The organism is Pseudomonas sp. IT-P4, assembly GCF_949767755.1.
Taxonomy (GTDB): domain Bacteria; phylum Pseudomonadota; class Gammaproteobacteria; order Pseudomonadales; family Pseudomonadaceae; genus Aquipseudomonas; species Aquipseudomonas monachiensis.
The window spans coordinates 1-19,239 of the sequence record NZ_CATKPX010000100.1; the positions used below are offsets into that span (position 1 = coordinate 1).

The window sequence follows — 19,239 nt, forward strand, 5'->3', positions numbered from 1 at the left end:
GATTCAAGCCATGGCGCGGTGTTTCAACAGCAGGGTCAGCCCCAGCCCCGTCACCGACAACAACGCCGCACTGAAGAAAATCCACGTATAACCCAGGTTCAACGCCACTGCGCCCATCAACGGGCCGGCGATGGCCAGCGCCAGGTCGAAAAACACAGCATAAGCACTCAGGCCTGCGCCCCGGCTGGAGTTGGGGACCTGTTTGATGGCCTCGACACCCAGCGCCGGATACACCAGGGACAGGCCAAATCCGGTCAGGCCGGCACCAATGAGCGCGTAACCGGTCGACGGTGCCAGCCACAGCAGCACCAGGCCAACGGTCTCAATGCACATGCAGGCAATGGCCGAGGTGAACCCGCCGAAACGGCTGATGGCGGAAATGAACAGCAGTCGCGACAGAATGAAACACGCGCCAAACACCGTCAGGCAGTAGGCCGCGCCGGACCAACCGCGATTGACGTAGTACAAGGTGATAAAGGTCGTCAGGGTGCCATAGCCAATGGACGCCAGGCTCAGGCTCGCGCCAAACGGCGCAATGCGTCCGAACACCGCCCAAAACGGCAAGCGTTCACCGCGCACCACCGGCACCGAGGGCTTGTTGCGAATCAACAGCAGTGCAGCCAGGGCCAGCAGCGACAGGGCAATGCCCAGGCTGGCGAAACCCAGTTGTTGCACCATGACCACGCCCAGCGGCGCGCCAATGGCAATCGCCCCATAGGATGCGATGCCGTTCCAGGAAATCGACCGCGCAGTATGCTCGGCGCCCACCTGGCCCATGCACCAACTGATGGTGCCGACGCCGATCAACCCTTGGGCGATCCCCAGCAACAGGCGCCCGGCGATCAGGATCAGCAGGCTGAGCAAGGGAAAACCTTGCAACAGGGTCGACAGCCAGGTCAGCACGCCGCTGAGCACAATCCCGCACAAGCCATAGATGATTGCGCGCTTGGTACCAACGCTGTCGGACACCCGCCCGGCCATGGGGCGGCTGAGCAGGGTGGCGAGGTATTGCGAGCCGATCGTCAACCCGGCCACGATGGCGCTGAACCCGAGTTGTTCATGGACATAACCCGGCAAAACGGCAATCGGCAATCCGATGCAGAGGAAGGCAATGAAGGTATAGAAGACGATAGAGACGATCTGCAGGGTGATCGCCATGGAGCTTTGCGCAGGCACTTGCGGCACAGACATGAGGGCTCGTTCGCGGGCGGCGGTGGGAGACCTGCATCATGGCGCGGTGTCGGGATAAATGAAAGCAGGCTAACTACTTTTGCCGTGACATTATCACTGTTCCTCATGGCCTCTTCGCGAGCAAGCCCGCTCCCAAAGGGGAACGCATTCCAAATGTGGGAGCGGGCTTGCTCGCGAAGGATTCTCCACCCAGAAAGTCCCACCCATGAAACGCAAAAAGCCCCGTCACATGGACGGGGCTTTTCACTTGAGGCTTGCAGCTAAAGGCTTGTAGCTACCTTTAGAACACCACACCCTGGCTGCGCAGGTAGTCGTCGTAGGTGCCGCTGAAGTCGGTCACGCCGTTAGGGCTCAACTCGATGATGCGGGTGGCCAGGGACGATACGAACTCACGGTCGTGGCTGACGAAGATCAGCGTGCCCGGGTAGTTTTCCAGCGCCAGGTTCAGCGCTTCGATCGATTCCATGTCCAGGTGGTTGGTCGGTTCGTCCATCACCAGTACGTTCGGCTTTTGCAGGATCAGCTTGCCGAACAGCATGCGACCTTGCTCACCACCGGAGATGACCTTGACCGACTTGAGGATTTCGTCGTTGGAGAACAGCATGCGGCCCAAAGTGCCGCGAATGATCTGCTCGCCCTGAGTCCACTGGCCCATCCAGTCGAACAGGCTGACGTCGTCTTCGAAGTCATGGGCGTGGTCCTGGGCGTAGTAGCCCAGTTCCGCGCTTTCAGTCCACTTCACGGAACCGGCGTCCGGGGTCAGCTCGCCCATCAGGGTGCGCAGCAGGGTGGTCTTGCCGATACCGTTCGGGCCGATGATCGCCACGCGCTCGCCGGCTTCGACGGTGAAGCTGAAGTTCTTGAACAGGGTCTTGCCGTCGAAGCCTTTGGACATCTGCTCGATGGTCACGGCCTGGCGGTGCAGCTTCTTGGTCTGTTCGAAGCGGATGAACGGGCTCACGCGGCTCGATGGCTTGACTTCGGCCAGCTGGATCTTGTCGATCTGCTTGGCGCGGGAAGTGGCCTGCTTGGCTTTCGAGGCGTTGGCCGAGAAGCGGCTGACGAAGGTTTGCAGTTCGGAGATCTGGGCTTTCTTCTTGGCGTTGTCCGACAGCAGTTGCTCGCGGGACTGGGTCGCCGCCGTCATGTACTCGTCGTAGTTGCCCGGGAACAGGCGCAGCTCGCCGTAGTCCAGGTCAGCCATGTGGGTGCAGACGCTGTTGAGGAAGTGACGGTCGTGGGAAATGATGATCATGGTGCTGTTACGCGCCTTGAGGATCGTTTCCAGCCAGCGAATGGTGTTGATGTCCAAGTGGTTGGTCGGTTCGTCGAGCAACAGCACTTCAGGATCGGAGAACAGTGCCTGGGCCAGCAATACCCGCAGTTTCCAGCCTGGAGCCACTTCGGACATCGGGCCGAAATGCTGTTCCAGGGGGATACCCAGGCCCAGCAGCAGTTCACCGGCGCGGGATTCAGCGGTGTAGCCGTCCATCTCTGCGAATTCGGTTTCCAGCTCGGCCACGGCCATGCCGTCCGCTTCGCTCATTTCCGGCAGCGAATAGATGCGGTCGCGCTCGGCCTTGACCTTCCACAGCTCTTCGTGACCCATGATCACGGTGTCGATCACGGTGAATTCTTCGTAGGCGAACTGGTCCTGGCGCAATTTACCCAGGCGCACGTTCGGCTCCAGCATGACCTGGCCGCCGGACGGCTCGAGGTCATTGCCGAGAATCTTCATGAAGGTCGACTTGCCGCAACCGTTGGCGCCGATCAGACCGTAACGGTTGCCACCGTTGAATTTGACCGAGACGTTTTCGAAGAGCGGCTTGGCGCCGAACTGCATCGTGATGTTAGCTGTAGAAATCAAAGGTTTTTCCTGCGAAGCATTCAGAGTAGCTAGGGGTGCGGCAGTACCGGTTCAGTACCCGTTCCACTGTCCGGACCCGGGGACATTCATCCCGATCGGCAGTGGAAGATCCATCTGGCATCAAGTGGACAGCAGCATGTGGCGCGCCTGGCCCGAGTCAATGTGCGCTGAAAGGGGGATTTTCCCGCTCTCAACCTGGGGGCGCGTAAAGTTTGGCGGCGATTGTACTGGTCTGGCTCTTTAAACGATAGGGCGATGAGGCCTATGCAACGCTTTGACGGTTTTTGCGGACACATTTTCACAGTTACAGGTTAACTATTGGTTACAAACTGTGGCTAAAATGCCATCTAACAGCTGAACGGTGACCAATCGGCGTAGCTGGATGGCGCCAAAGGGCCGCTGTTTCGTATTCAACCGCTGCACAAGACCCGGGGACCGGCATGCCGGTAAAGGGCGCAGTTTGTATACTTCCGACCTGTGACGATTTCCGTGAAACTGATCATTGCCGTTATTTACATTGTCTCTATTGCGTACGTCCACCTGCGTGGCCGAGTGCGCCACAAGCTGGGCCGCCAGTTGAGTGATCACTCGACGTTCCTGGCGCCAATCAACTGCTTTCTTTATCTGTTCTCGAAAATCCCCAACAAGCCGTATCTCGATCCGGCTGATTTTCCCGACCTGAGCCCCTTGCAGGCACATTGGGAAGAAATTCGCGTCGAAGGCCAGAACTTGCTTCACGCCGGCGAGATCAAGCGTTCGAACCAATACGATGACGTCGGTTTCAACTCGTTTTTCAAGACCGGCTGGAAGCGCTTTTATCTCAAGTGGTATGGCGATAGCCACCCGTCGGCCATGAAGCTCTGCCCGCGCACCACCGAACTGGTGCAGGGCATCGGCTCGATCAAGGCGGCGATGTTCGCCGAGTTGCCACCGGGCTCCAGACTGGTGCGCCACCGCGACCCGTATGCCGGTTCGTACCGTTATCATCTCGGGCTGGACACACCCAACGCCGAAGGTTGCTACATCAATGTCGATGGCCAGAACTACCATTGGCGTGATGGCGAAGCGGTGATGTTCGATGAGACCTACATTCATTACGCAGAGAACACCACGCCACACAATCGCATCATCCTGTTCTGCGACGTCGAACGGCCCATGAAGTATCGGTGGGCGGCGGCTTTCAATCGCTGGTTCAGCCGTAATGTCATGTCGGCGGCAGGTGCACCGAACGAGGACGGAGACCACACCGGCGGGCTCAACCGGCTGTTCAGCAAGGTCTACAAGGTGCGCCTGCGCGCCAAGGAACTGAAAAAGCGCAACCGCAAGCTTTACTACCTGCAGAAGTGGTCGATCTTTGCCGGGTTGCTGGCGGTCTTCATTCTTATCTGATTTTCGGTGTGGCGTACCTGGGCTTCGCGAGCCTGCTCGCGAAGAAGCCGGGACATCCAGCGGATCACTTACTGACTTTCTTCCTGGCAACCGGTTTGCTGCCCGGCTTCGGCCTGGCCGCTGCTTTGCCGGCACCTTTGCTGCCGAGGCTGCGCTTGAGCAGTTCGGTCAGGTCAATGACATCCGCCGTTTTGCGCTCCTCTTCACCAGAAGCGGTTTCGACGTCTTCGATCTTGCCTTCACGGGCCTTTTTGTCCACCAGGGCCATGATCTTGTCCTCAAAGCCGTCCCGATAGTCATCCGGCGTCCACTCGGCACTCATGTCCTCCACCAGGCGCCTGGCCATGTCCCGTTCGCCCTTGGCCAGTTCGGGGCTGGTCACTTCGCTGCCCAGCGCCAGTTCATCGAGACTTCGCACCTCGGCCGGCCAGCGCAGCATCACCAGGACCAGCGCCGACTCCAAAGGCATCAGCGCGGCCAGGTGCTGGCGGGTATGCAAGACCACGCGGGCGAGGGCAACCTTGCCGGTTTTGGTCAGGGTTTCGCGCAGCAGTGCATAGACTTTGCCGCCGCGCTTGTCGGGGGCCAGGTAGTAAGGCGTGTCGATGTTCTGCAAGGGAATCTGCTTGCCGTCGACAAAGGAAAAAATGTCGATGGTCTGGGTCGAGAGTGGGTGAGCGGAACGGATCTCCTCTTCACTGAGCACCACGTACCGGCCCTTTTCGTATTGCACACCCTTGACGATGTGCTCCCTGGTGACCTCCTTGCCCGTGACTTTGTTGACCCGCTTGTAGCCCACCGGGTCCATGCTGCGGCTGTCGAGCCAATCGAAATCGACGCCTCGGGAGGACGTTGCCGAGACCAGCGCCACGGGGATGTGCACCAGTCCGAAGCTGATTGCGCCTTTCCAGATTGCCCGTGCCATGGTCGTCTACTCGCAGGTGATGTTCAGGTGACCTGCGGTCCTGGGCAAAAGTTTCTGTGGGCTGCGCGCCGGCTCCCTGGCTGGATCAACCGGGGTGCAACCTCTTGCCGGGGAGTTTTTGGTTAACAAATCCGAACCTCGGGCGTAGCGTGGTATCGAAGTCCTTATCCACGCGGACGCAGAGAGGCACCCCATGAACCGATACGTGTCTGGCGCCATTGCACTGGCCTTGAGTGGCATATTGGGCCCCTTGGTCCAGGCCGACGACCCTGCTTCGTTGCAGTTGGCCCAGAACCTGCCGGGCAGCACCAGCAATAATCCTTACAACAGCCCGATCCGGCGGGCCAATCCCAACAGTATGCAAGGCACTCAACCCAGTGCCCCGCCCATTCGCGGACCCAATACCGTGCCGGTCCCGCGCCCGCCGACGCTGGACAACGGTGGCATCGGTAATCGCTATCCCGACCGGACAGCGCCCGCCAGCCCACCGAAATTCATTCCCAATCCACCCCCACGAGACACCGGCACCAGCAACCGTTGAGTGGCAGGCGTGACGTCTACCCGCTACTTTTCACCAAGTCTCATTTCCATCAGAAAAGGAATCCTGCATGTTGCGTAAAAACCTGTTGGCAACCCTTTGTGCCAGCGTACTGATGAGCGCCGGCCCTGTGCTTTCCGCGCCGGCCCAGACGATGAAAAGCGAAGACGGCACCCTTGAGGTCACCCCCGTCGTGACGGGGCTGGAGCACCCCTGGGCCCTGGCATTCCTGCCGGATAGCAAAGGCATGCTGGTGACCGAAAGGCCCGGCAATCTGCGACTGGTGACCGCCGAAGGCAAGTTGTCCGCACCGCTCAATGGCGTACCCACGGTCTGGGCCAAAGGGCAGGGTGGATTGCTCGACGTGGCACTGTCACCCGACTTCAAGCAGGACCGGATGGTCTATCTGTCCTATGCCGAAGGTGGCGGCCAGGGCGGCAAGGCCGGCACGGCGGTGGGCCGTGGCCGGCTCTCCGACGATATGACGGCACTCAAGGATTTCCAGGTGATCCTGCGTCAGGAGCCCAAGCTCTCGGTCGGCAACCATTTTGGCTCGCGGCTGGTGTTTGATCGCGACGGCTATCTGTTCGTGACCCTGGGGGAAAACAACGACCGCCCGACCGCCCAAGACCTCGACAAGCTGCAAGGCAAAGTGGTGCGCATCTACCCGGATGGCACGGTGCCCAAGGACAACCCCTTTGTCGGCCAGGCCAACGTACGGCCGGAGATCTGGTCCTACGGGCAGCGTAACCCGCAAGGCGCTGCGCTCAACCCGTGGAACGGCACGCTGTGGGAAAACGAACACGGCCCTCTGGGCGGTGATGAAGTCAACATCATCGAGCGCGGCAAGAATTACGGCTGGCCGCTGGCGACCCATGGCATCAATTACTCCGGTCAACCGATTCCCGAAGCCAAGGGTGAGACCGCTGAAGGTACCGTTGCCCCGAATCATGTCTGGGAAAAATCCCCGGGCCTGAGTGGCATGGCGTTCTACGATGCCGATCGTTTCAAGGCCTGGCAGCGCAACGTGTTTATCGGAGCGCTGATCAGCCAGGAACTGATCCGCCTGGAGTTCGATGGCGACAAGGTGATCCACGAGGAGCGCTTGCTCGGGGATTTTAAAAAACGCATCCGCGATGTGCGGCAGGGGCCGGACGGCTATTTGTATGTTTTGACTGATGAGGAGAACGGTGGGTTGTATAAGGTGGGTTTGAAGTTGCTGGCTGACTAAGATATCTGAAAACTTGCCATTGACTTGCCATCAGACCCCGGCTAATTTCGAACCATGACTTCCACCGTATTGCGCTGCCAGCCAAGCATTATTACCGCCATTCCTCATTTGGCGGGCTAGCTCACGACTGCAGCACCCAACCCGCCCTGGAGGCGGGTTTTTACTTTCTGTCTCCCGGGCCCCGAACAATGTCAGGAGACGACCATGAGTTTTACGACCGACCAGCAAAGCCTGCTTGGACACTACGTCAAAAAAATCCTTGCCGCGCCGGTGTATGAACTGGCCGTGCGCACGCCGTTGCAACCGGCACCTGCCTTGTCCGAAGCCTTGGGTAACCAGGTCCTGCTCAAGCGCGAAGACCTGCAACCGACCTTTTCCTTCAAGATCCGCGGCGCCTACAACAAGCTGGTGCAATTGAGCGAGGCGCAAAAGGCTCGTGGCGTGGTCACCGCTTCTGCTGGTAATCATGCCCAAGGCGTGGCCCTGGCCGCGCGGGAGTTGGGCATCAGCGCTACCATCGTCATGCCCTGCACGACGCCGCAACTGAAAGTCATCGGGGTGCGCAGTCGCGGCGCCGAGGCGGTGTTGCACGGCGAAAGCTTTCCGTTCGCACTGGCTTATGCGCTGGATTTGGCCGAGGAAACCGGTCGCACCTTTGTATCGCCCTTCGACGACCCGGAGGTAATCGCGGGGCAAGGCACGGTGGCCATGGAGATCCTGCGCCAGCATCAGGGGCCGCTTGATGCGATCTTCGTTCCGGTGGGTGGCGGCGGGCTGATCGCGGGTATCGCCGCTTACGTGAAGTACCTGCGGCCGGAAGTTCGCATCATTGGCGTCGAGTCGGAACATTCCGCGTGCCTGCAAGCGGCGATGCATGCCGGCGAACGGGCCGTGCTGCCAAGCGTAGGTACCTTCGCCGATGGGGTGGCGGTGGCGCAGATCGGCGCATACGGTTTTGAGGTTTGCCGGTTCTGCGTCGATGACGTGGTGACGGTCAGCAACGATGAGCTTTGCGCCGCGATCAAGAATATCTACGACGATACCCGCTCGATCACCGAACCTTCCGGTGCGCTCGCCGTTGCCGGGATCAAGAAATACGTCGCGCAAACCGGTGCCTTGGGGCAGACCCTGGTGGCGATCGACTCGGGTGCCAATATCAACTTCGACAGCCTGGGGCATGTGGCCGAGCGCGCCAAGAGGGGCTGCAGTATGCCGTCGTAATATTGAAGGATGAACACTGTACCTGTGGCGAGGGAGCTTGCTCCCGCTGGGGCGCGAAGCGACCCCAAAACTGCGACTGCTGCGCAGTCCAACGGAAGCAAGCTTCCTCGCCACAGGTTACTTATTGCACTCTCAATATCTCTTAAACGAACAGCATTACACCGGATGGCCGGGTTATTCCTGAACGGCTTTCTCGACCTTGGTCGACGCTGACCAGATCCGATAGCGCACTTCGATGTCCTTGGGCACGTACAGCACGAGCGGCAGTTTGCTGTTGTAACGCAGCAGGAAGCCGTCACCGACCACCGGTACAAAACCCTGCTTGCTCGTGCCCGCCGGGCAGGCCATTAGCGTGCTCATCGGGCCAATGACTTTTTCCAGGCGATAGAACGGATAGCCCCAGCCCTCGAGGTTCTTCTCCTCGAGAATGCCACCCAGACGCGGGTTGTTGCAGTCGACGGTCATCGTCTTGCCGGCCAGGATCTCGACCTGGAAGTCGTTTTCCCGGGGCTGTGGCGCGAGGTGAATCACCTGGCGGGTAAACCCGCTTTCGGCCTTCGCAAAGGGTGCGGTGTCTTCGAGTTTGGCGGCATGCGCCACCCCGGCAAGCCCCAGTGCGAATAGCGCTGTGCAAGCGTTAACGGTCAAAGAATTCATGATGCCTCCTTGCTTGAAGTGAAGGGCGGCATTTTCACTGTCGTGCGCAGTGAATGCAAACCCGGGACATCCGGTGTGCAATATGCAGGGGCGCCAGGGTCTATAATTGTAAATTGCATGACAGGTTTTACAGGTAACCCGCCCGGACCCTTGAATTACCGATGAGCTGCACAACGAAGTTCAGGGTATGTTTTATGCTGTTGTCCTTGAAGCTTGCCGGGATTTCAAATGAGCAAGCATCGGTTGTCAGGCAGTCTCACAAAGGAGGGAGTCGCCATGTTTCTTTCTGCCTTGGAAATTCGCAACATCATCGAAAGCAGTTTTCTGCCCAAGCGCTGCCAGTGCACGCTGTCACCGGATCTGTCAATGACCGTCAAGGTCTATGCAGACGGGCAAACCGATCAGCTCGATCTATTGGTCACCGGTATCGATGCCTCCGGGCTCAATGGTTGTCGGGAAATCAACGAGTTGATTGCCCAACTGCGTTCCAGGCAGCATCACGTCGAGGTCGAACCGCATTCCAGGCTGGGCAATGCACTCTAGCTTGCTGTTTCAGGTTCCACGGACACGCGCCGGGTCTGGAAGAACGCCAGGCCCAGCGCCAGTTCAAATCCGACCGCCAGTAGAATCCCCGGCCCGACATGGCCACTGAGCCATTCGGCAAAACCCAGCACGGCCAATCCCCAGCTGCCGACGACGAAGCCGAGGCTCAGGGCATTGCGGGTTGCGCAAGGGGGCGCGTTGCGAACCAGAAAAGAGAACACGCTCAACGCCCCAAACAGCACGGCGGTGCGTCGCGCGACCAATCCCACCGCGAATGAAAACTCGATGTCCCAGAACGACAACAACCATTGCGGTGTCAGGCCCCAGACCAGGCTCAGCAAAAGACATAAGGCTGCGGTAAATATCGACAGTGCGCGAAACGACAACTGCATGGCTAATCCTTGCGGGCAGAGAGGGGGGGGCGCTAAAGCATAGCGCCGCAACCCTCAAAGGAATACCGCCAAGTACCAAATCAGACCTTTCAGTCAGCCCTGGTTCTCGCAAGCGTCAGAAAGTTTACGGTAGGAAATTTCTGCGAGTTTCCCCGTGTCATCGATGTACTTCATTTCGGCCTTCACCACTTTGCACTCCAGGGTGTCCGGCTCGGTCAGTGAAATCACTTTGCTGACATGCAATGGCATGCCGTAGTGATAGGGCACGGCTTGGGAGGTTGTGGTGTCAGTGGCCTGAGCCAGGCCGGCAAACGCGGCGCAGCCGAGGGCGGCGGTAACCAGCAGGGTGCGAGTGTTCATCAGGGATCTCCGGTGCGGACGGAATGTCAGTTCGATATGTCGCTGGTCGAACTTGCCGCACTGGGCGTCAGAACAGTCTGAGGGCGTGCGGTCCAGTGAAGTGTTGGATCGCACGGTTAAGCGAGGGTTAACCCGGCTGAACGCCGCCTGTCGCGGGTGCGCGATCCTGTGTATCAGTTAAGACCATCGGGGGCCTGATGGAAAGGCATCGCGAACAAGGCTGGACACAAATGCTGTGAACGACCCGCAACCCTGTGGGAGCGAGCTTGCTCGCGATGAGGACGTCAGTGTCAGTGCAAATCCAACTGCTGCCGATAAGGCAAATCCGGCCCAGTCTTGCTGCACGTCAGCGCCGCAGCCTGCACCGCGAACTTCAGCATGCTGTCGATCTGTTCGCGGCCAAGTTGCTTCACGCCCTCTATCGAGTCCAGTTGCTGTTCGGTCAACCAGGTAATCAGCGCCGCCTGAAAGGTATCGCCCGCGCCCACGGTGTCGGCGATTTTTACCGCAGACGCAGGAGTCGACCACGAGCCGTGAGCCCGGCTGAACACGCTCGCACCTTCGCCACCCCGGGTCAGGAAGACCAGCTGGCAGCGATGCCGTAACCAGCCTTCGATCACCTGCGCGGGGTCCTGGTCGGGGTACAGCAGATGCAGGTCCTCGTCGCTAACCTTGATCAGGTCCGCCAGTTCCACCAGCGTCGCGATCCGGTTACGCCACAGGTTAATGTCCGGCTCCGGGTTCAGGCGCACGTTCGGGTCGAGACTGATCAGGCGCTTGCCGCATTCCCGGCGCACCAATGCCAATAGCGTGTCGGCAATCGGCTGCACCACCAGGGAAAACGAGCCAATATGCAGGCCGCGTACTTCAGGCCCGAGCGCCGGCAGGTGCTCCGGTTGCAATTGTCGATCCGCGCAGCCTTCGCCACGGAAGCTGTACTGCGGCGAACCATTGGCCCCCACGGCGACCATCGCCAGGGTGGTCGGCGCGGCAAAATCCAGCAGGTAGTCCTGGCGCACGCCTTCATCTTGCAAGACTTGCAGCAGGCGCCGGCCCAGGTAGTCGGTGGACAACCCGGCCAACAGCGCCGCGTCCACGCCCAATCGGCGCAAGCCCACCGCCACATTGAACGGCGAGCCACCGGCAATGGCCTTGAAACTCACTTTGGACGCCAACCCACTGGCGTCGTTTTCACTGAAAAAATCGAACAGCGCTTCGCCACACACCAGGTACATAGTTTGTTCACTCTTTAATTAGGGTTGCGACTTGCTGTCGATAGCGTTCATACGCCTGCTGGCAGGCTTGTACATTGTCGGCGACGGGCGGGGTTTCACTGGCCGGGTCGAGTTTTACGCAGCGCTTGCACCATTGCGCCAGGCTGTCTTCGCGACCGTTTGCCCGGGATACGCACCAGGCCGCCTGAATTGCCGCACCCAAGGCTGCGGCCTCGCTTTGTTCGGTGCAGATCACCGGCGTATTCATGGTATCGGCGACGATTTGCCGCCAGACCGCACTTTTTGACCCGCCGCCAATCAGCCGAATGCTGCGGCTTTGTAAGCCATTGTGGCGCAGCAGGTCCAGTCCGTAACGCAAACCGAAGGTCGTGCCCTCGACCACCGCGCGGCACAGGGTGGCCCGGGTCAGGTTGGTCATGGTCAGGCCCGACAGGCTGGCGCTGGCATGGGGCAGGGCAGGCACCCGCTCACCGTTGAAGAACGGCAGCATGCACACTCCGTCGGCACCGATCGGCGCCTGGGCAACCAGCTCGTTGAACTGATCGATGTCGAGGTCCAGCAGGTCACGAATCAGGCCGGTGGCATTGGTCAGGTTCATGGTGCAGATCAATGGCAACCAGCCGCCGCTTGAAGAGCAGAAGGTGGCGACCGCGGCATCTGCGGCAATGTTCGGCTGATTGGCATAGGCGTACACCGTGCCCGACGAGCCGAGGCTCATGGTGATTGCACCGGGCTGGATGTTGCCGGTGCCGATGGCCCCCATCATGTTGTCCCCACCACCGCTGGACACCAGTGCCTGGGGGTTGATGCCCAGGTGTTCGGCAATGCCTGGCAGAATGGTGCCGACCGCCTGGTGGGCATCGATCAATTCCGGCAACGCCGCTTGCAGGCGTCCGCTGGGGTCGATGTCACGCAACAATTGCACATCCCACTGGCGCCTACGCACATTGAAGTACCCGGTGCCCGAGGCATCGCCGTATTCGCTGCAACTGCGGCCGGTCAGCCAATGGTTGAGGTAATCGTGGGGCAGCAGGATGCGGGCGATCCGGGAGAACACCTCGGGATGCTGCTCTTTGGTCCATAACAGCTTGGATACGGTGTAGCCCGGCGCGATGACCACGCCGAGGCGCTCCAGAGAACCCTTTTCACCGCCCAAGTGGGCCAGCAGTCGGTCATTCTCCGCAGTGGTTTCGGTATCGCACCAGAGTTTCGCCGGTCGCAATACCTGCCCCTGTTCATCGAGCAGCACCAGGCCGTGTTGCTGGCCGGATACGCCGATGCCGAGAATCGACTGGCCATCGACTTTGGCCGCGAGCAAGGCGCGGCGGGTGGCGGTGGCGAAGGCTTCCAGCCACTGTTGGGTGTCCTGTTCGCGGCGGCCATCGGGGCCGCTGATCAGGCTGTGGCTGGCGACTCCCTGGCCGAGCACATCACCACTGCCCGCGTCGAGGATGATGGCTTTGGTGCCCTGGGTGCCGCAGTCGATGCCGAGGAAGCGTTGTCGGGTTGTCATGCAAGATCCTTGGTCGTCATCTCGATACAAGTCTGGATTCAGTATCCCTGGTGCCTGTCCGGGCGCCTTCGCGAGCAAGCCCGCTCCCACAGTCGATTTGTAGTGAACACCGAATTTGTGTTCGACAGCGCTTCAGTGTGGGAGCGGGCTTGCTCGCGAAGACGGACTCAGACTCACCGCCACATTTATGCCAACACTCGTTCCAGAGTCCGCGACACCCCAACCTCACGCAAACTGTTGCAGCACCACTCGAACGCCGCGACAAACTCCGGCGAACGCGCAATGGCCGTACCAAAAATCTCCTCGACCGCCAGCAAGCGCTGGGTAATCAGCACATCATCGACCACCAGTGCCTGGCAGAACGCCGCCCGCGGATCCGCAATCGAGTAGGTCTCGCCTTGCTCATCCACGCCCTTGAGGTACAGCGCCCACGCCGCCACCACCAACGCCGCGCGGCGGGTCTCGCGGCCATCGGCGATCAAGCGGTTGATGGTCGGTACGGTGAATTTCGGAAACTTCGACGAACCATCCGAACACACCCGTTCAAGCTGATCGGCAATCGCCTGATTGGAGAAGCGCGCCACCAGGGTGTTCTTGTATTCGGTCAGGTCGATTCCCGGCACCGCCGGCAGTTGCGGCGTCACGTCCAGGTCCATGTAGGCGCGCATGTAACGCACGAACAGCGGGTCGTTCATGGTCTCGTGGACGAAGCGGTACCCCTTCAGGAACCCCAGGTAGGTCAGCGCCAGATGACTGCCGTTGAGCAGCTTGATCTTCATTTCTTCGTAGGGCGTGACATCGTCGGTGAATTGCACGCCGACCTTTTCCCAGGCCGGGCGACCGTTGACGAACCGGTCTTCCAGCACCCACTGCGTGAAGGGTTCGCAAACCACCGGCCAGGTATCGTCCACGCCATGCAGGTCCGCCAATTGCAGGCGATGAGGGGGGCTGGTCATCGGCGTGATGCGGTCGACCATGGCGTTGGGGAAACTGACGTTGGCGTCGATCCAGTCGCGCAACTGGCTGTCGTGCAAGGCGGCGAAGGCCAGCAGGGCCTTGCGGGTGACGGCGCCGTTGTGGGGCAGGTTATCGCAGGACATCAGGGTGAAGGCCGCTGTGCCAGCGGCGCGGCGCCTGGCCAGTGCGGCACAGAGGAAACCGAACACGGTTTTCGGTGCATCCGGGTGCGCCAGGTCATGCTGGATCTGCGGCAGGTGCGCCATGAACTCGCCGCTGCTGTCGTCGATGCAGTAACCGCCTTCGGTGATGGTCAGCGAGACGATGCGAATCTCGGGGCTGGCCAGTTTGTCGATCACCGCCTGGGCACCGTCCTCGGCCAGCAGCATGTCGCGGATGGCGCCGATTACCCGCACTTCGGTGTCGTCGCTATCGCCGAGTTCGAACAGGGTGAACAGGTAGTCCTGGTCCTTGAGATCGTCACGGGCGCGGCGGTCTTCAGCGCGCAGGCCGACACCGCAGATGGCCCAGTCCAGGCCTTCGCCGGTATTCATCAGGGCGTCGGTGTAGTACGCCTGATGGGCACGGTGGAAACCGCCGACGCCGATGTGCGCGATGCCTTGGCGGGTCTCGCCCAGGGCGTATGCGGGCAGGGCCACTTCAGGGGCGAGGCGGCTGAGGTTTTGTTTGTTCAGTTTCATCGCAGGCTCTCTGAAATCAGGCAGCAACGCGCAACGGACGGGTCAACGCCACGCCGTCGACATCGAATAAATGGCAGTGTTGCGCATCCAGATGCAGGCTCAGGGTTTCACCGTAGCGGCTGGACAGATCGCCGCGAACACGCAGGGTCAGGGCTTCGCCGGATGCTGTGCGGACGTGGCAGAAGGTGTCGCTGCCCAGGCGTTCACTGACATCGGCGGTGACCTGCAAGGTGCAGTCGCCGGGTTTGGCCAGTTCCAGATGCTCCGGGCGAATGCCCAGTGTCACTGCACTCCCGACGCTCAGGTGCCTGCCGCTCAAGGGCAGGCTGATGCGGGTCCCGGCGTCCAGTTGCACTTCACAGCCCTTATTGTCGACGCGGGTGACCTTGCCTTTGAGGAAGCCCATTTTCGGCGTGCCCAGGAAACCGGCGACGAACAGGTTGGCCGGCTGGTGATAGAGGTCCAGTGGCGAGCCGACTTGCTCGATCTTGCCGCCATTGAGTACGACCACTTTGTCGGCCATGGTCATGGCTTCGACCTGATCGTGAGTCACGTAGATCATCGTGGCTTGCAGTTCCTTGTGCAGGCGCAACAGTTCCAGGCGCATCTGCACCCGCAGGGCGGCATCGAGGTTGGACAACGGTTCGTCGAACAGGAAGATTTTCGGGTTGCGCACGATGGCCCGGCCAATCGCCACGCGCTGGCGCTGGCCACCGGACAGTTGCTTGGGCTTGCGCTCCAGCATCGGCCCCAGTTCGAGGATGCGCGCCGCTTCACCAACCTTTTTCTCCACTTCGGTTTTCGCCACGCCGGCCAGGTCGAGGGCGAACGACATGTTCTTGCGCACGCTCATGTGCGGGTACAGGGCGTAGGTCTGGAACACCATCGCCAGGTCGCGCTTGGCCGGGCTGACTTCGGTGATGTCGCGGCCGTCGAGTTCGATGGTGCCGCCGCTGACTTCCTCCAGCCCGGCGATAAGCCGCAGCAGTGTGGATTTACCGCAGCCCGAGGGGCCGACGAAGACCACGAACTCCTTGTCGTTCACTTCAAGGTCGATACCCTTGATGATGGAAAAGCCTTCGAAGCCTTTTTGCAGATTCTTGATTTTCAGGTTGGCCATGATGATGGGCCTCCGTTTGTTGTTTTTTTAGATCAAAAGATCGCAGCCTTCGGCAGCTCCTACACAGAGCCCCCAAGCACCGCGCCCCCCCCCCCTGTAGGAGCTGCCGCAGGCTGCGATCTTTTGCTTTTGATTCATTTCACGGCGCCGAACGACAGGCCGCGCACCAGTTGTTTCTGGCTGATCCAGCCGAAGATCAGGATCGGCGCACAGGCCAGGGTCGACACCGCCGACAACTTGGCCCAGAACAACCCTTCGGGGCTGGAGTAGGACGCGATCAATGCAGTGAGCGGCGCGGCTTTCGACGAGGTCAGGTTCAGCGACCAGAAGGCCTCGTTCCAGCACAGGATCAGCGACAGCAGTACCGTGGATGCCAGGCCGCCCTTGGCGATGGGCAGCAACACGCGGAGCATCTCCTGGGCCAGCGTTGCGCCGTCCAGTCGTGCGGCTTCGAGGATGTCCCTGGGGATGTCCTTGAAGTAGGTGTAAATCATCCAGACCACGATCGGCAGGTTGATCAGCGTGTAGATCACGATCAGCGCGATCCGCGTGTCGAGCAGGCCGAAACTCTTGGCCAGCAGATAGATCGGCATCAGCACGCCCACTGGAGGCAGCATCTTGGTCGAGAGCATCCACAGCAGCGTGCCCCTGGTGCGCCGGGTTTCATAGAACGCCATGGAGTAGGCCGCCGGCACCGCGATCAGCAGGCACAGGGCGGTGGCGCTGAAGGAAATCACCACCGAGTTCCAGGCGAAACTGAAATAGTCGCTGCGCTCGTTGATGTGCAGGTAGTTCTCCAGCGTCGGCATGAAGATGAACTGCGGCGGCGTGGCGAAGGCATCGATTTCGGTCTTGAAACTGGTCAGCACCATCCAGAAGATCGGGAAGAAAATCACGATGGCGATGGCCCAGGCCAATGTACCGAGCAGCAGGCTTTGCAAACGACGGGATTGTTGAAGAGTCATGGCAGGCCTCAGGCTTTGTCGGTCAGGTTTTTGCCGATCATCCGCACCAGGATGATCGCGGCGATGTTGGCGATGACCACGGCGATCAGGCCGCCCGCCGAGGCCATGCCGACATCGAACTGCACCAGCGCCTGGTTGTAGATCAGGTAGGCGAGGTTGGTCGAGGCGTAGCCGGGGCCGCCGTTGGTGGTGGTGAAGATTTCGGCGAACACCGAGAGCAGGAAGATGGTTTCGATCATCACCACCACCGCAATCGGCCGCGCGAGGTGCGGCAGGGTCAGGTGCCAGAAAATCGCAATGGGCCCGGCACCGTCCAGGCGCGCGGCTTCTTTCTGTTCCTGGTCGAGGGACTGCATGGCGGTCATCAGGATCAGGATCGCGAAGGGCAGCCATTGCCACGAGACAATGATGATGATCGACAGCAGCGGGTAGTGCGCCAGCCAGTCCACCGGTTGCGCGCCGAACAGCTTCCAGACGTAGGCGAGAATCCCCGATACCGGATGGAAGATCAGGTTCTTCCAGATCAGTGCGCCTACCGTGGGCATGATGAAGAACGGCGAGATCAACATCACCCGCACGATGCCGCGACCGAAAAACTCACTGGCCTCCAGCAATGCACTGATCAGCACGCCGAGCACCACACTGATCAGCAGCACGCTGCCCACCAGCAACAGGGTGTTGGTGGCGCCGGGCAGGAAGCCCGAGTCGGTGAGGAAGTAGGTGAAGTTTTCCAGGCCGACGAACTCGTTTTCGCCGGGATTGAGCAAGTTGTAGCGAATCGTCGAGAAGTAGACGGTCATACCCAGCGGTACGATCATCCACAACAGCAGCAAGGCCACCGAAGGGCTGACCAGGAACCAGCCGGGATTGACCACACGGCTTTTGTGCTGCGGCTGGGCAATGTCCATGTGAGCTTTTGCAGTTGATGTATTCATGGTGATCACTTGCTCGTTATTCGGCGAGTTACTTGTGGCGAGGGAGCTTGCTCCCGTTCGACTGCGGAGCAGTCGTAAACCTGGCGAAGGTGTCCTGTCAGAAAAGACACTGTTGCTGGGTTTGGGGCCGCTTCGCAGCCCAGCGGGAGCAAGCTCCCTCACCACAAAAATGAGTGCTGATGGGTTACTTGGGATAACCTGCGCGCTTCATTTCGCGTTCAGTGGTTTGCTGGGCCGCCGCCAACGCCTGGTCGACCGTGGTCTGGCCGATCAGCGCCGCCGAGAAGGATTTGCCGACTTGGGTACCAATGCCCTGGAACTCGGGAATGGTCACCAACTGGATGCCGATGTAAGGCACGGGCCTGGCGCCCGGCTTGCCCGGGTCCGCGGCCTTGAGCGATTCCAGCGTCACCTTGGCGAATGGCGCGGCGTTCATGTACGCCTCGCTGTAGGTCGAGGCGCGGGTGCCCGGCGGCACGTTGGCGATGCCGTCTTTTTGCGCGACCAGTGCGCCGTACTCCTTGGACGTGGCCCAGGCGCTGAAGGTTTTCGCCGCGTCCTTGGCCTTGGAACTGGTCGGAATGGCCAGCGCCCATGAGTACAACCAGGCCGAGCCCTTGTCAGTGACCTGATGCGGCGCATAGGTGAAGCCGACGTGATCGGTGACCTTGCTCTGGGACTTGTCGGTGACGAACGAGCCGGCGACGCTGGCATCGACCCAGATCGCGCATTTGCCGCTGTTGAACAACGCAAGGTTTTCATTGAAACCGTTGCTTGACGCCCCCGGCGGGCCGGATTTCTTCATGGTGTCGACATAGAAGTTCAGCGCGTTTTTCCATTCGGGACCGTTGAATTCCGGCTGCCACTTTTCATCGAACCAGCGCGCGCCATAGGCGTTGGCCACGGTGCTGATCAGCGCCATGTTCTCGCCCCAGCCAGCCTTGCCCCGCAGGCAGATGCCGTACTGTTCCTGCCCGGGTTTGTTCAGTTTGGCGGCGAATTCACCAATCTGCTCCCAGGTCGGGCGCTCGGGCATGGTCAGGCCGGCATCCTTGAACAGGTCGGTGCGGTAGTAGGTGATCGAGCTTTCGGCGTAGAACGGCAGGGCGTACAGCGTGCCTTTGACCGACAGGCCTTCGCGCACCGACGCAAACACATCGTCGAGGGCATAGCTGGCCGGCAAATCCTTCATCGGCTCCAGCCAGCCCTTGGCGCCCCAGAGTGCGGCTTCGTACATGCCAATGGTCAGCACGTCGAACTGTCCGCCCTGGGTGGCGATGTCGGTAGTCAGGCGCTGGCGCAGGACGTTTTCTTCGAGGACCACCCAATTGAGCTTGATGTCCGGATGCTCGGCCTCGAAGGTTTTCGAGAGTTTTTGCATGCGGATCATGTCGCTGTTGTTGACGGTGGCGATGGTCAGGGTCTGTGCGCCAAGGCTGACGCTGCTCAGGGTCATGCAGGTGAGGGCAAGCAGGGCTTTTACCGAAGGTTGCATCGTG

General features: G+C 60.4%; 18 protein-coding genes. 5 read left to right on the forward strand and 13 right to left on the reverse strand.

Going from position 1 to position 19,239, the window contains the following annotated elements:
- Nucleotides 1–3 precede the first annotated feature (3 nt).
- Together ACM6IT_RS27050 and ACM6IT_RS27055 are read right to left on the reverse strand one after the other, a co-directional pair.
- A complete protein-coding gene (locus tag ACM6IT_RS27050) occupies nucleotides 4–1,191 on the reverse strand; it encodes an MFS transporter (RefSeq protein WP_414919029.1) in 1,188 nt (395 codons plus the stop codon).
- Between the two features lie 280 nt (nucleotides 1,192–1,471).
- Entirely contained in the window at nucleotides 1,472–3,058 is a 1,587-nt protein-coding gene (locus ACM6IT_RS27055) for an ABC-F family ATPase (protein WP_056724659.1), read from the reverse strand.
- A 489-nt stretch (nucleotides 3,059–3,547) separates the two neighbouring features.
- Here ACM6IT_RS27055 and lpxO point away from each other — a divergent pair, with 489 nt between their 5' ends.
- Nucleotides 3,548–4,447 (forward strand): lipid A hydroxylase LpxO, encoded by a 900-nt coding sequence (gene lpxO, locus ACM6IT_RS27060; RefSeq protein WP_056724661.1) that lies wholly within the window; start codon nucleotides 3,548–3,550, stop codon nucleotides 4,445–4,447.
- A gap of 64 nt (nucleotides 4,448–4,511) precedes the next feature.
- Here lpxO and ACM6IT_RS27065 read toward each other — a convergent pair whose 3' ends face one another.
- Nucleotides 4,512–5,372 carry a Ku protein gene (locus ACM6IT_RS27065; protein WP_056724663.1) on the reverse strand — a complete coding sequence of 287 codons (861 nt, stop codon included), beginning with the start codon at nucleotides 5,370–5,372 and terminating at the stop codon, nucleotides 4,512–4,514.
- Between the two features lie 193 nt (nucleotides 5,373–5,565).
- Between ACM6IT_RS27065 and ACM6IT_RS27070 the strand changes: the two genes are divergently transcribed.
- The 3 genes from ACM6IT_RS27070 to ilvA all read left to right on the forward strand — a co-directional run bounded on the left by ACM6IT_RS27070 (nucleotide 5,566) and on the right by ilvA (nucleotide 8,362).
- Complete coding sequence (locus tag ACM6IT_RS27070) at nucleotides 5,566–5,913, forward strand: hypothetical protein (RefSeq protein ID WP_414919030.1); 348 nt, start codon at nucleotides 5,566–5,568, stop codon at nucleotides 5,911–5,913.
- 67 nt (nucleotides 5,914–5,980) lie between these two features.
- Complete coding sequence (locus tag ACM6IT_RS27075; RefSeq protein WP_414919031.1) at nucleotides 5,981–7,141, forward strand: PQQ-dependent sugar dehydrogenase; 1,161 nt, start codon at nucleotides 5,981–5,983, stop codon at nucleotides 7,139–7,141.
- Between the two features lie 204 nt (nucleotides 7,142–7,345).
- The gene (gene ilvA, locus ACM6IT_RS27080) at nucleotides 7,346–8,362 is read left to right on the forward strand and encodes a threonine ammonia-lyase, biosynthetic (RefSeq protein WP_414914427.1); all 1,017 of its coding nucleotides are present in this window, start codon (nucleotides 7,346–7,348) and stop codon (nucleotides 8,360–8,362) included.
- Nucleotides 8,363–8,536: 174 nt separating this feature from the next.
- On the opposite strand, the gene eco is transcribed toward ilvA, so the two are convergent.
- Complete coding sequence (gene eco / locus ACM6IT_RS27085; protein WP_409079041.1) at nucleotides 8,537–9,019, reverse strand: serine protease inhibitor ecotin; 483 nt, start codon at nucleotides 9,017–9,019, stop codon at nucleotides 8,537–8,539.
- 276 nt (nucleotides 9,020–9,295) lie between these two features.
- Between eco and ACM6IT_RS27090 the strand changes: the two genes are divergently transcribed.
- Nucleotides 9,296–9,562 carry a DUF1652 domain-containing protein gene (locus tag ACM6IT_RS27090; RefSeq protein WP_056724670.1) on the forward strand — a complete coding sequence of 89 codons (267 nt, stop codon included), beginning with the start codon at nucleotides 9,296–9,298 and terminating at the stop codon, nucleotides 9,560–9,562.
- Here ACM6IT_RS27090 and ACM6IT_RS27095 read toward each other — a convergent pair.
- From ACM6IT_RS27095 to ACM6IT_RS27135, 9 genes are all read right to left on the reverse strand, one after another.
- Nucleotides 9,559–9,954: a hypothetical protein gene (locus ACM6IT_RS27095; protein WP_414919032.1), complete on the reverse strand. Its 396-nt coding sequence runs from the start codon at nucleotides 9,952–9,954 to the stop codon at nucleotides 9,559–9,561. The two genes, ACM6IT_RS27090 and ACM6IT_RS27095, sit on opposite strands and share 4 nt — an antisense overlap.
- 93 nt (nucleotides 9,955–10,047) lie before the next feature.
- Nucleotides 10,048–10,314 carry a DUF2790 domain-containing protein gene (locus ACM6IT_RS27100; RefSeq protein ID WP_056724674.1) on the reverse strand — a complete coding sequence of 89 codons (267 nt, stop codon included), beginning with the start codon at nucleotides 10,312–10,314 and terminating at the stop codon, nucleotides 10,048–10,050.
- Between the two features lie 290 nt (nucleotides 10,315–10,604).
- A complete protein-coding gene (locus tag ACM6IT_RS27105) occupies nucleotides 10,605–11,549 on the reverse strand; it encodes a carbohydrate kinase family protein (protein WP_414919033.1) in 945 nt (314 codons plus the stop codon).
- A gap of 7 nt (nucleotides 11,550–11,556) precedes the next feature.
- Nucleotides 11,557–13,062, reverse strand: a complete 1,506-nt coding sequence (xylB, locus tag ACM6IT_RS27110) for a xylulokinase (protein ID WP_414919034.1) — start codon at nucleotides 13,060–13,062, stop codon at nucleotides 11,557–11,559.
- 185 nt (nucleotides 13,063–13,247) lie between these two features.
- Nucleotides 13,248–14,720 carry a mannitol dehydrogenase family protein gene (locus tag ACM6IT_RS27115; RefSeq protein ID WP_414914431.1) on the reverse strand — a complete coding sequence of 491 codons (1,473 nt, stop codon included), beginning with the start codon at nucleotides 14,718–14,720 and terminating at the stop codon, nucleotides 13,248–13,250.
- A 16-nt stretch (nucleotides 14,721–14,736) separates the two neighbouring features.
- Nucleotides 14,737–15,840 carry an ABC transporter ATP-binding protein gene (locus ACM6IT_RS27120; RefSeq protein ID WP_056724682.1) on the reverse strand — a complete coding sequence of 368 codons (1,104 nt, stop codon included), beginning with the start codon at nucleotides 15,838–15,840 and terminating at the stop codon, nucleotides 14,737–14,739.
- 134 nt (nucleotides 15,841–15,974) lie between these two features.
- Nucleotides 15,975–16,805, reverse strand: a complete 831-nt coding sequence (locus tag ACM6IT_RS27125) for a carbohydrate ABC transporter permease (protein WP_056724684.1) — start codon at nucleotides 16,803–16,805, stop codon at nucleotides 15,975–15,977.
- Nucleotides 16,806–16,813: 8 nt separating this feature from the next.
- Nucleotides 16,814–17,713: a carbohydrate ABC transporter permease gene (locus tag ACM6IT_RS27130; protein ID WP_223541245.1), complete on the reverse strand. Its 900-nt coding sequence runs from the start codon at nucleotides 17,711–17,713 to the stop codon at nucleotides 16,814–16,816.
- Between the two features lie 211 nt (nucleotides 17,714–17,924).
- Complete coding sequence (locus ACM6IT_RS27135) at nucleotides 17,925–19,235, reverse strand: ABC transporter substrate-binding protein (RefSeq protein WP_414919035.1); 1,311 nt, start codon at nucleotides 19,233–19,235, stop codon at nucleotides 17,925–17,927.
- Nucleotides 19,236–19,239: the final 4 nt, after the last annotated feature.

Coding starts and splice junctions, on each gene's coding strand:
- ACM6IT_RS27050 (WP_414919029.1), bottom strand. CDS start 1,191: ATGTCTGTGCCGCAAGTGCCTGCGCAAAGCTCCATGGCGATCACCCTG.
- ACM6IT_RS27065 (WP_056724663.1), bottom strand. CDS start 5,372: ATGGCACGGGCAATCTGGAAAGGCGCAATCAGCTTCGGACTGGTGCAC.
- ACM6IT_RS27070 (WP_414919030.1), top strand. CDS start 5,566: ATGAACCGATACGTGTCTGGCGCCATTGCACTGGCCTTGAGTGGCATA.
- ACM6IT_RS27075 (WP_414919031.1), top strand. CDS start 5,981: ATGTTGCGTAAAAACCTGTTGGCAACCCTTTGTGCCAGCGTACTGATG.
- ilvA (WP_414914427.1), top strand. CDS start 7,346: ATGAGTTTTACGACCGACCAGCAAAGCCTGCTTGGACACTACGTCAAA.
- eco (WP_409079041.1), bottom strand. CDS start 9,019: ATGAATTCTTTGACCGTTAACGCTTGCACAGCGCTATTCGCACTGGGG.
- ACM6IT_RS27090 (WP_056724670.1), top strand. CDS start 9,296: ATGTTTCTTTCTGCCTTGGAAATTCGCAACATCATCGAAAGCAGTTTT.
- ACM6IT_RS27095 (WP_414919032.1), bottom strand. CDS start 9,954: ATGCAGTTGTCGTTTCGCGCACTGTCGATATTTACCGCAGCCTTATGT.
- ACM6IT_RS27100 (WP_056724674.1), bottom strand. CDS start 10,314: ATGAACACTCGCACCCTGCTGGTTACCGCCGCCCTCGGCTGCGCCGCG.
- ACM6IT_RS27105 (WP_414919033.1), bottom strand. CDS start 11,549: ATGTACCTGGTGTGTGGCGAAGCGCTGTTCGATTTTTTCAGTGAAAAC.
- xylB (WP_414919034.1), bottom strand. CDS start 13,062: ATGACAACCCGACAACGCTTCCTCGGCATCGACTGCGGCACCCAGGGC.
- ACM6IT_RS27115 (WP_414914431.1), bottom strand. CDS start 14,720: ATGAAACTGAACAAACAAAACCTCAGCCGCCTCGCCCCTGAAGTGGCC.
- ACM6IT_RS27120 (WP_056724682.1), bottom strand. CDS start 15,840: ATGGCCAACCTGAAAATCAAGAATCTGCAAAAAGGCTTCGAAGGCTTT.
- ACM6IT_RS27125 (WP_056724684.1), bottom strand. CDS start 16,805: ATGACTCTTCAACAATCCCGTCGTTTGCAAAGCCTGCTGCTCGGTACA.
- ACM6IT_RS27130 (WP_223541245.1), bottom strand. CDS start 17,713: ATGGACATTGCCCAGCCGCAGCACAAAAGCCGTGTGGTCAATCCCGGC.
- ACM6IT_RS27135 (WP_414919035.1), bottom strand. CDS start 19,235: ATGCAACCTTCGGTAAAAGCCCTGCTTGCCCTCACCTGCATGACCCTG.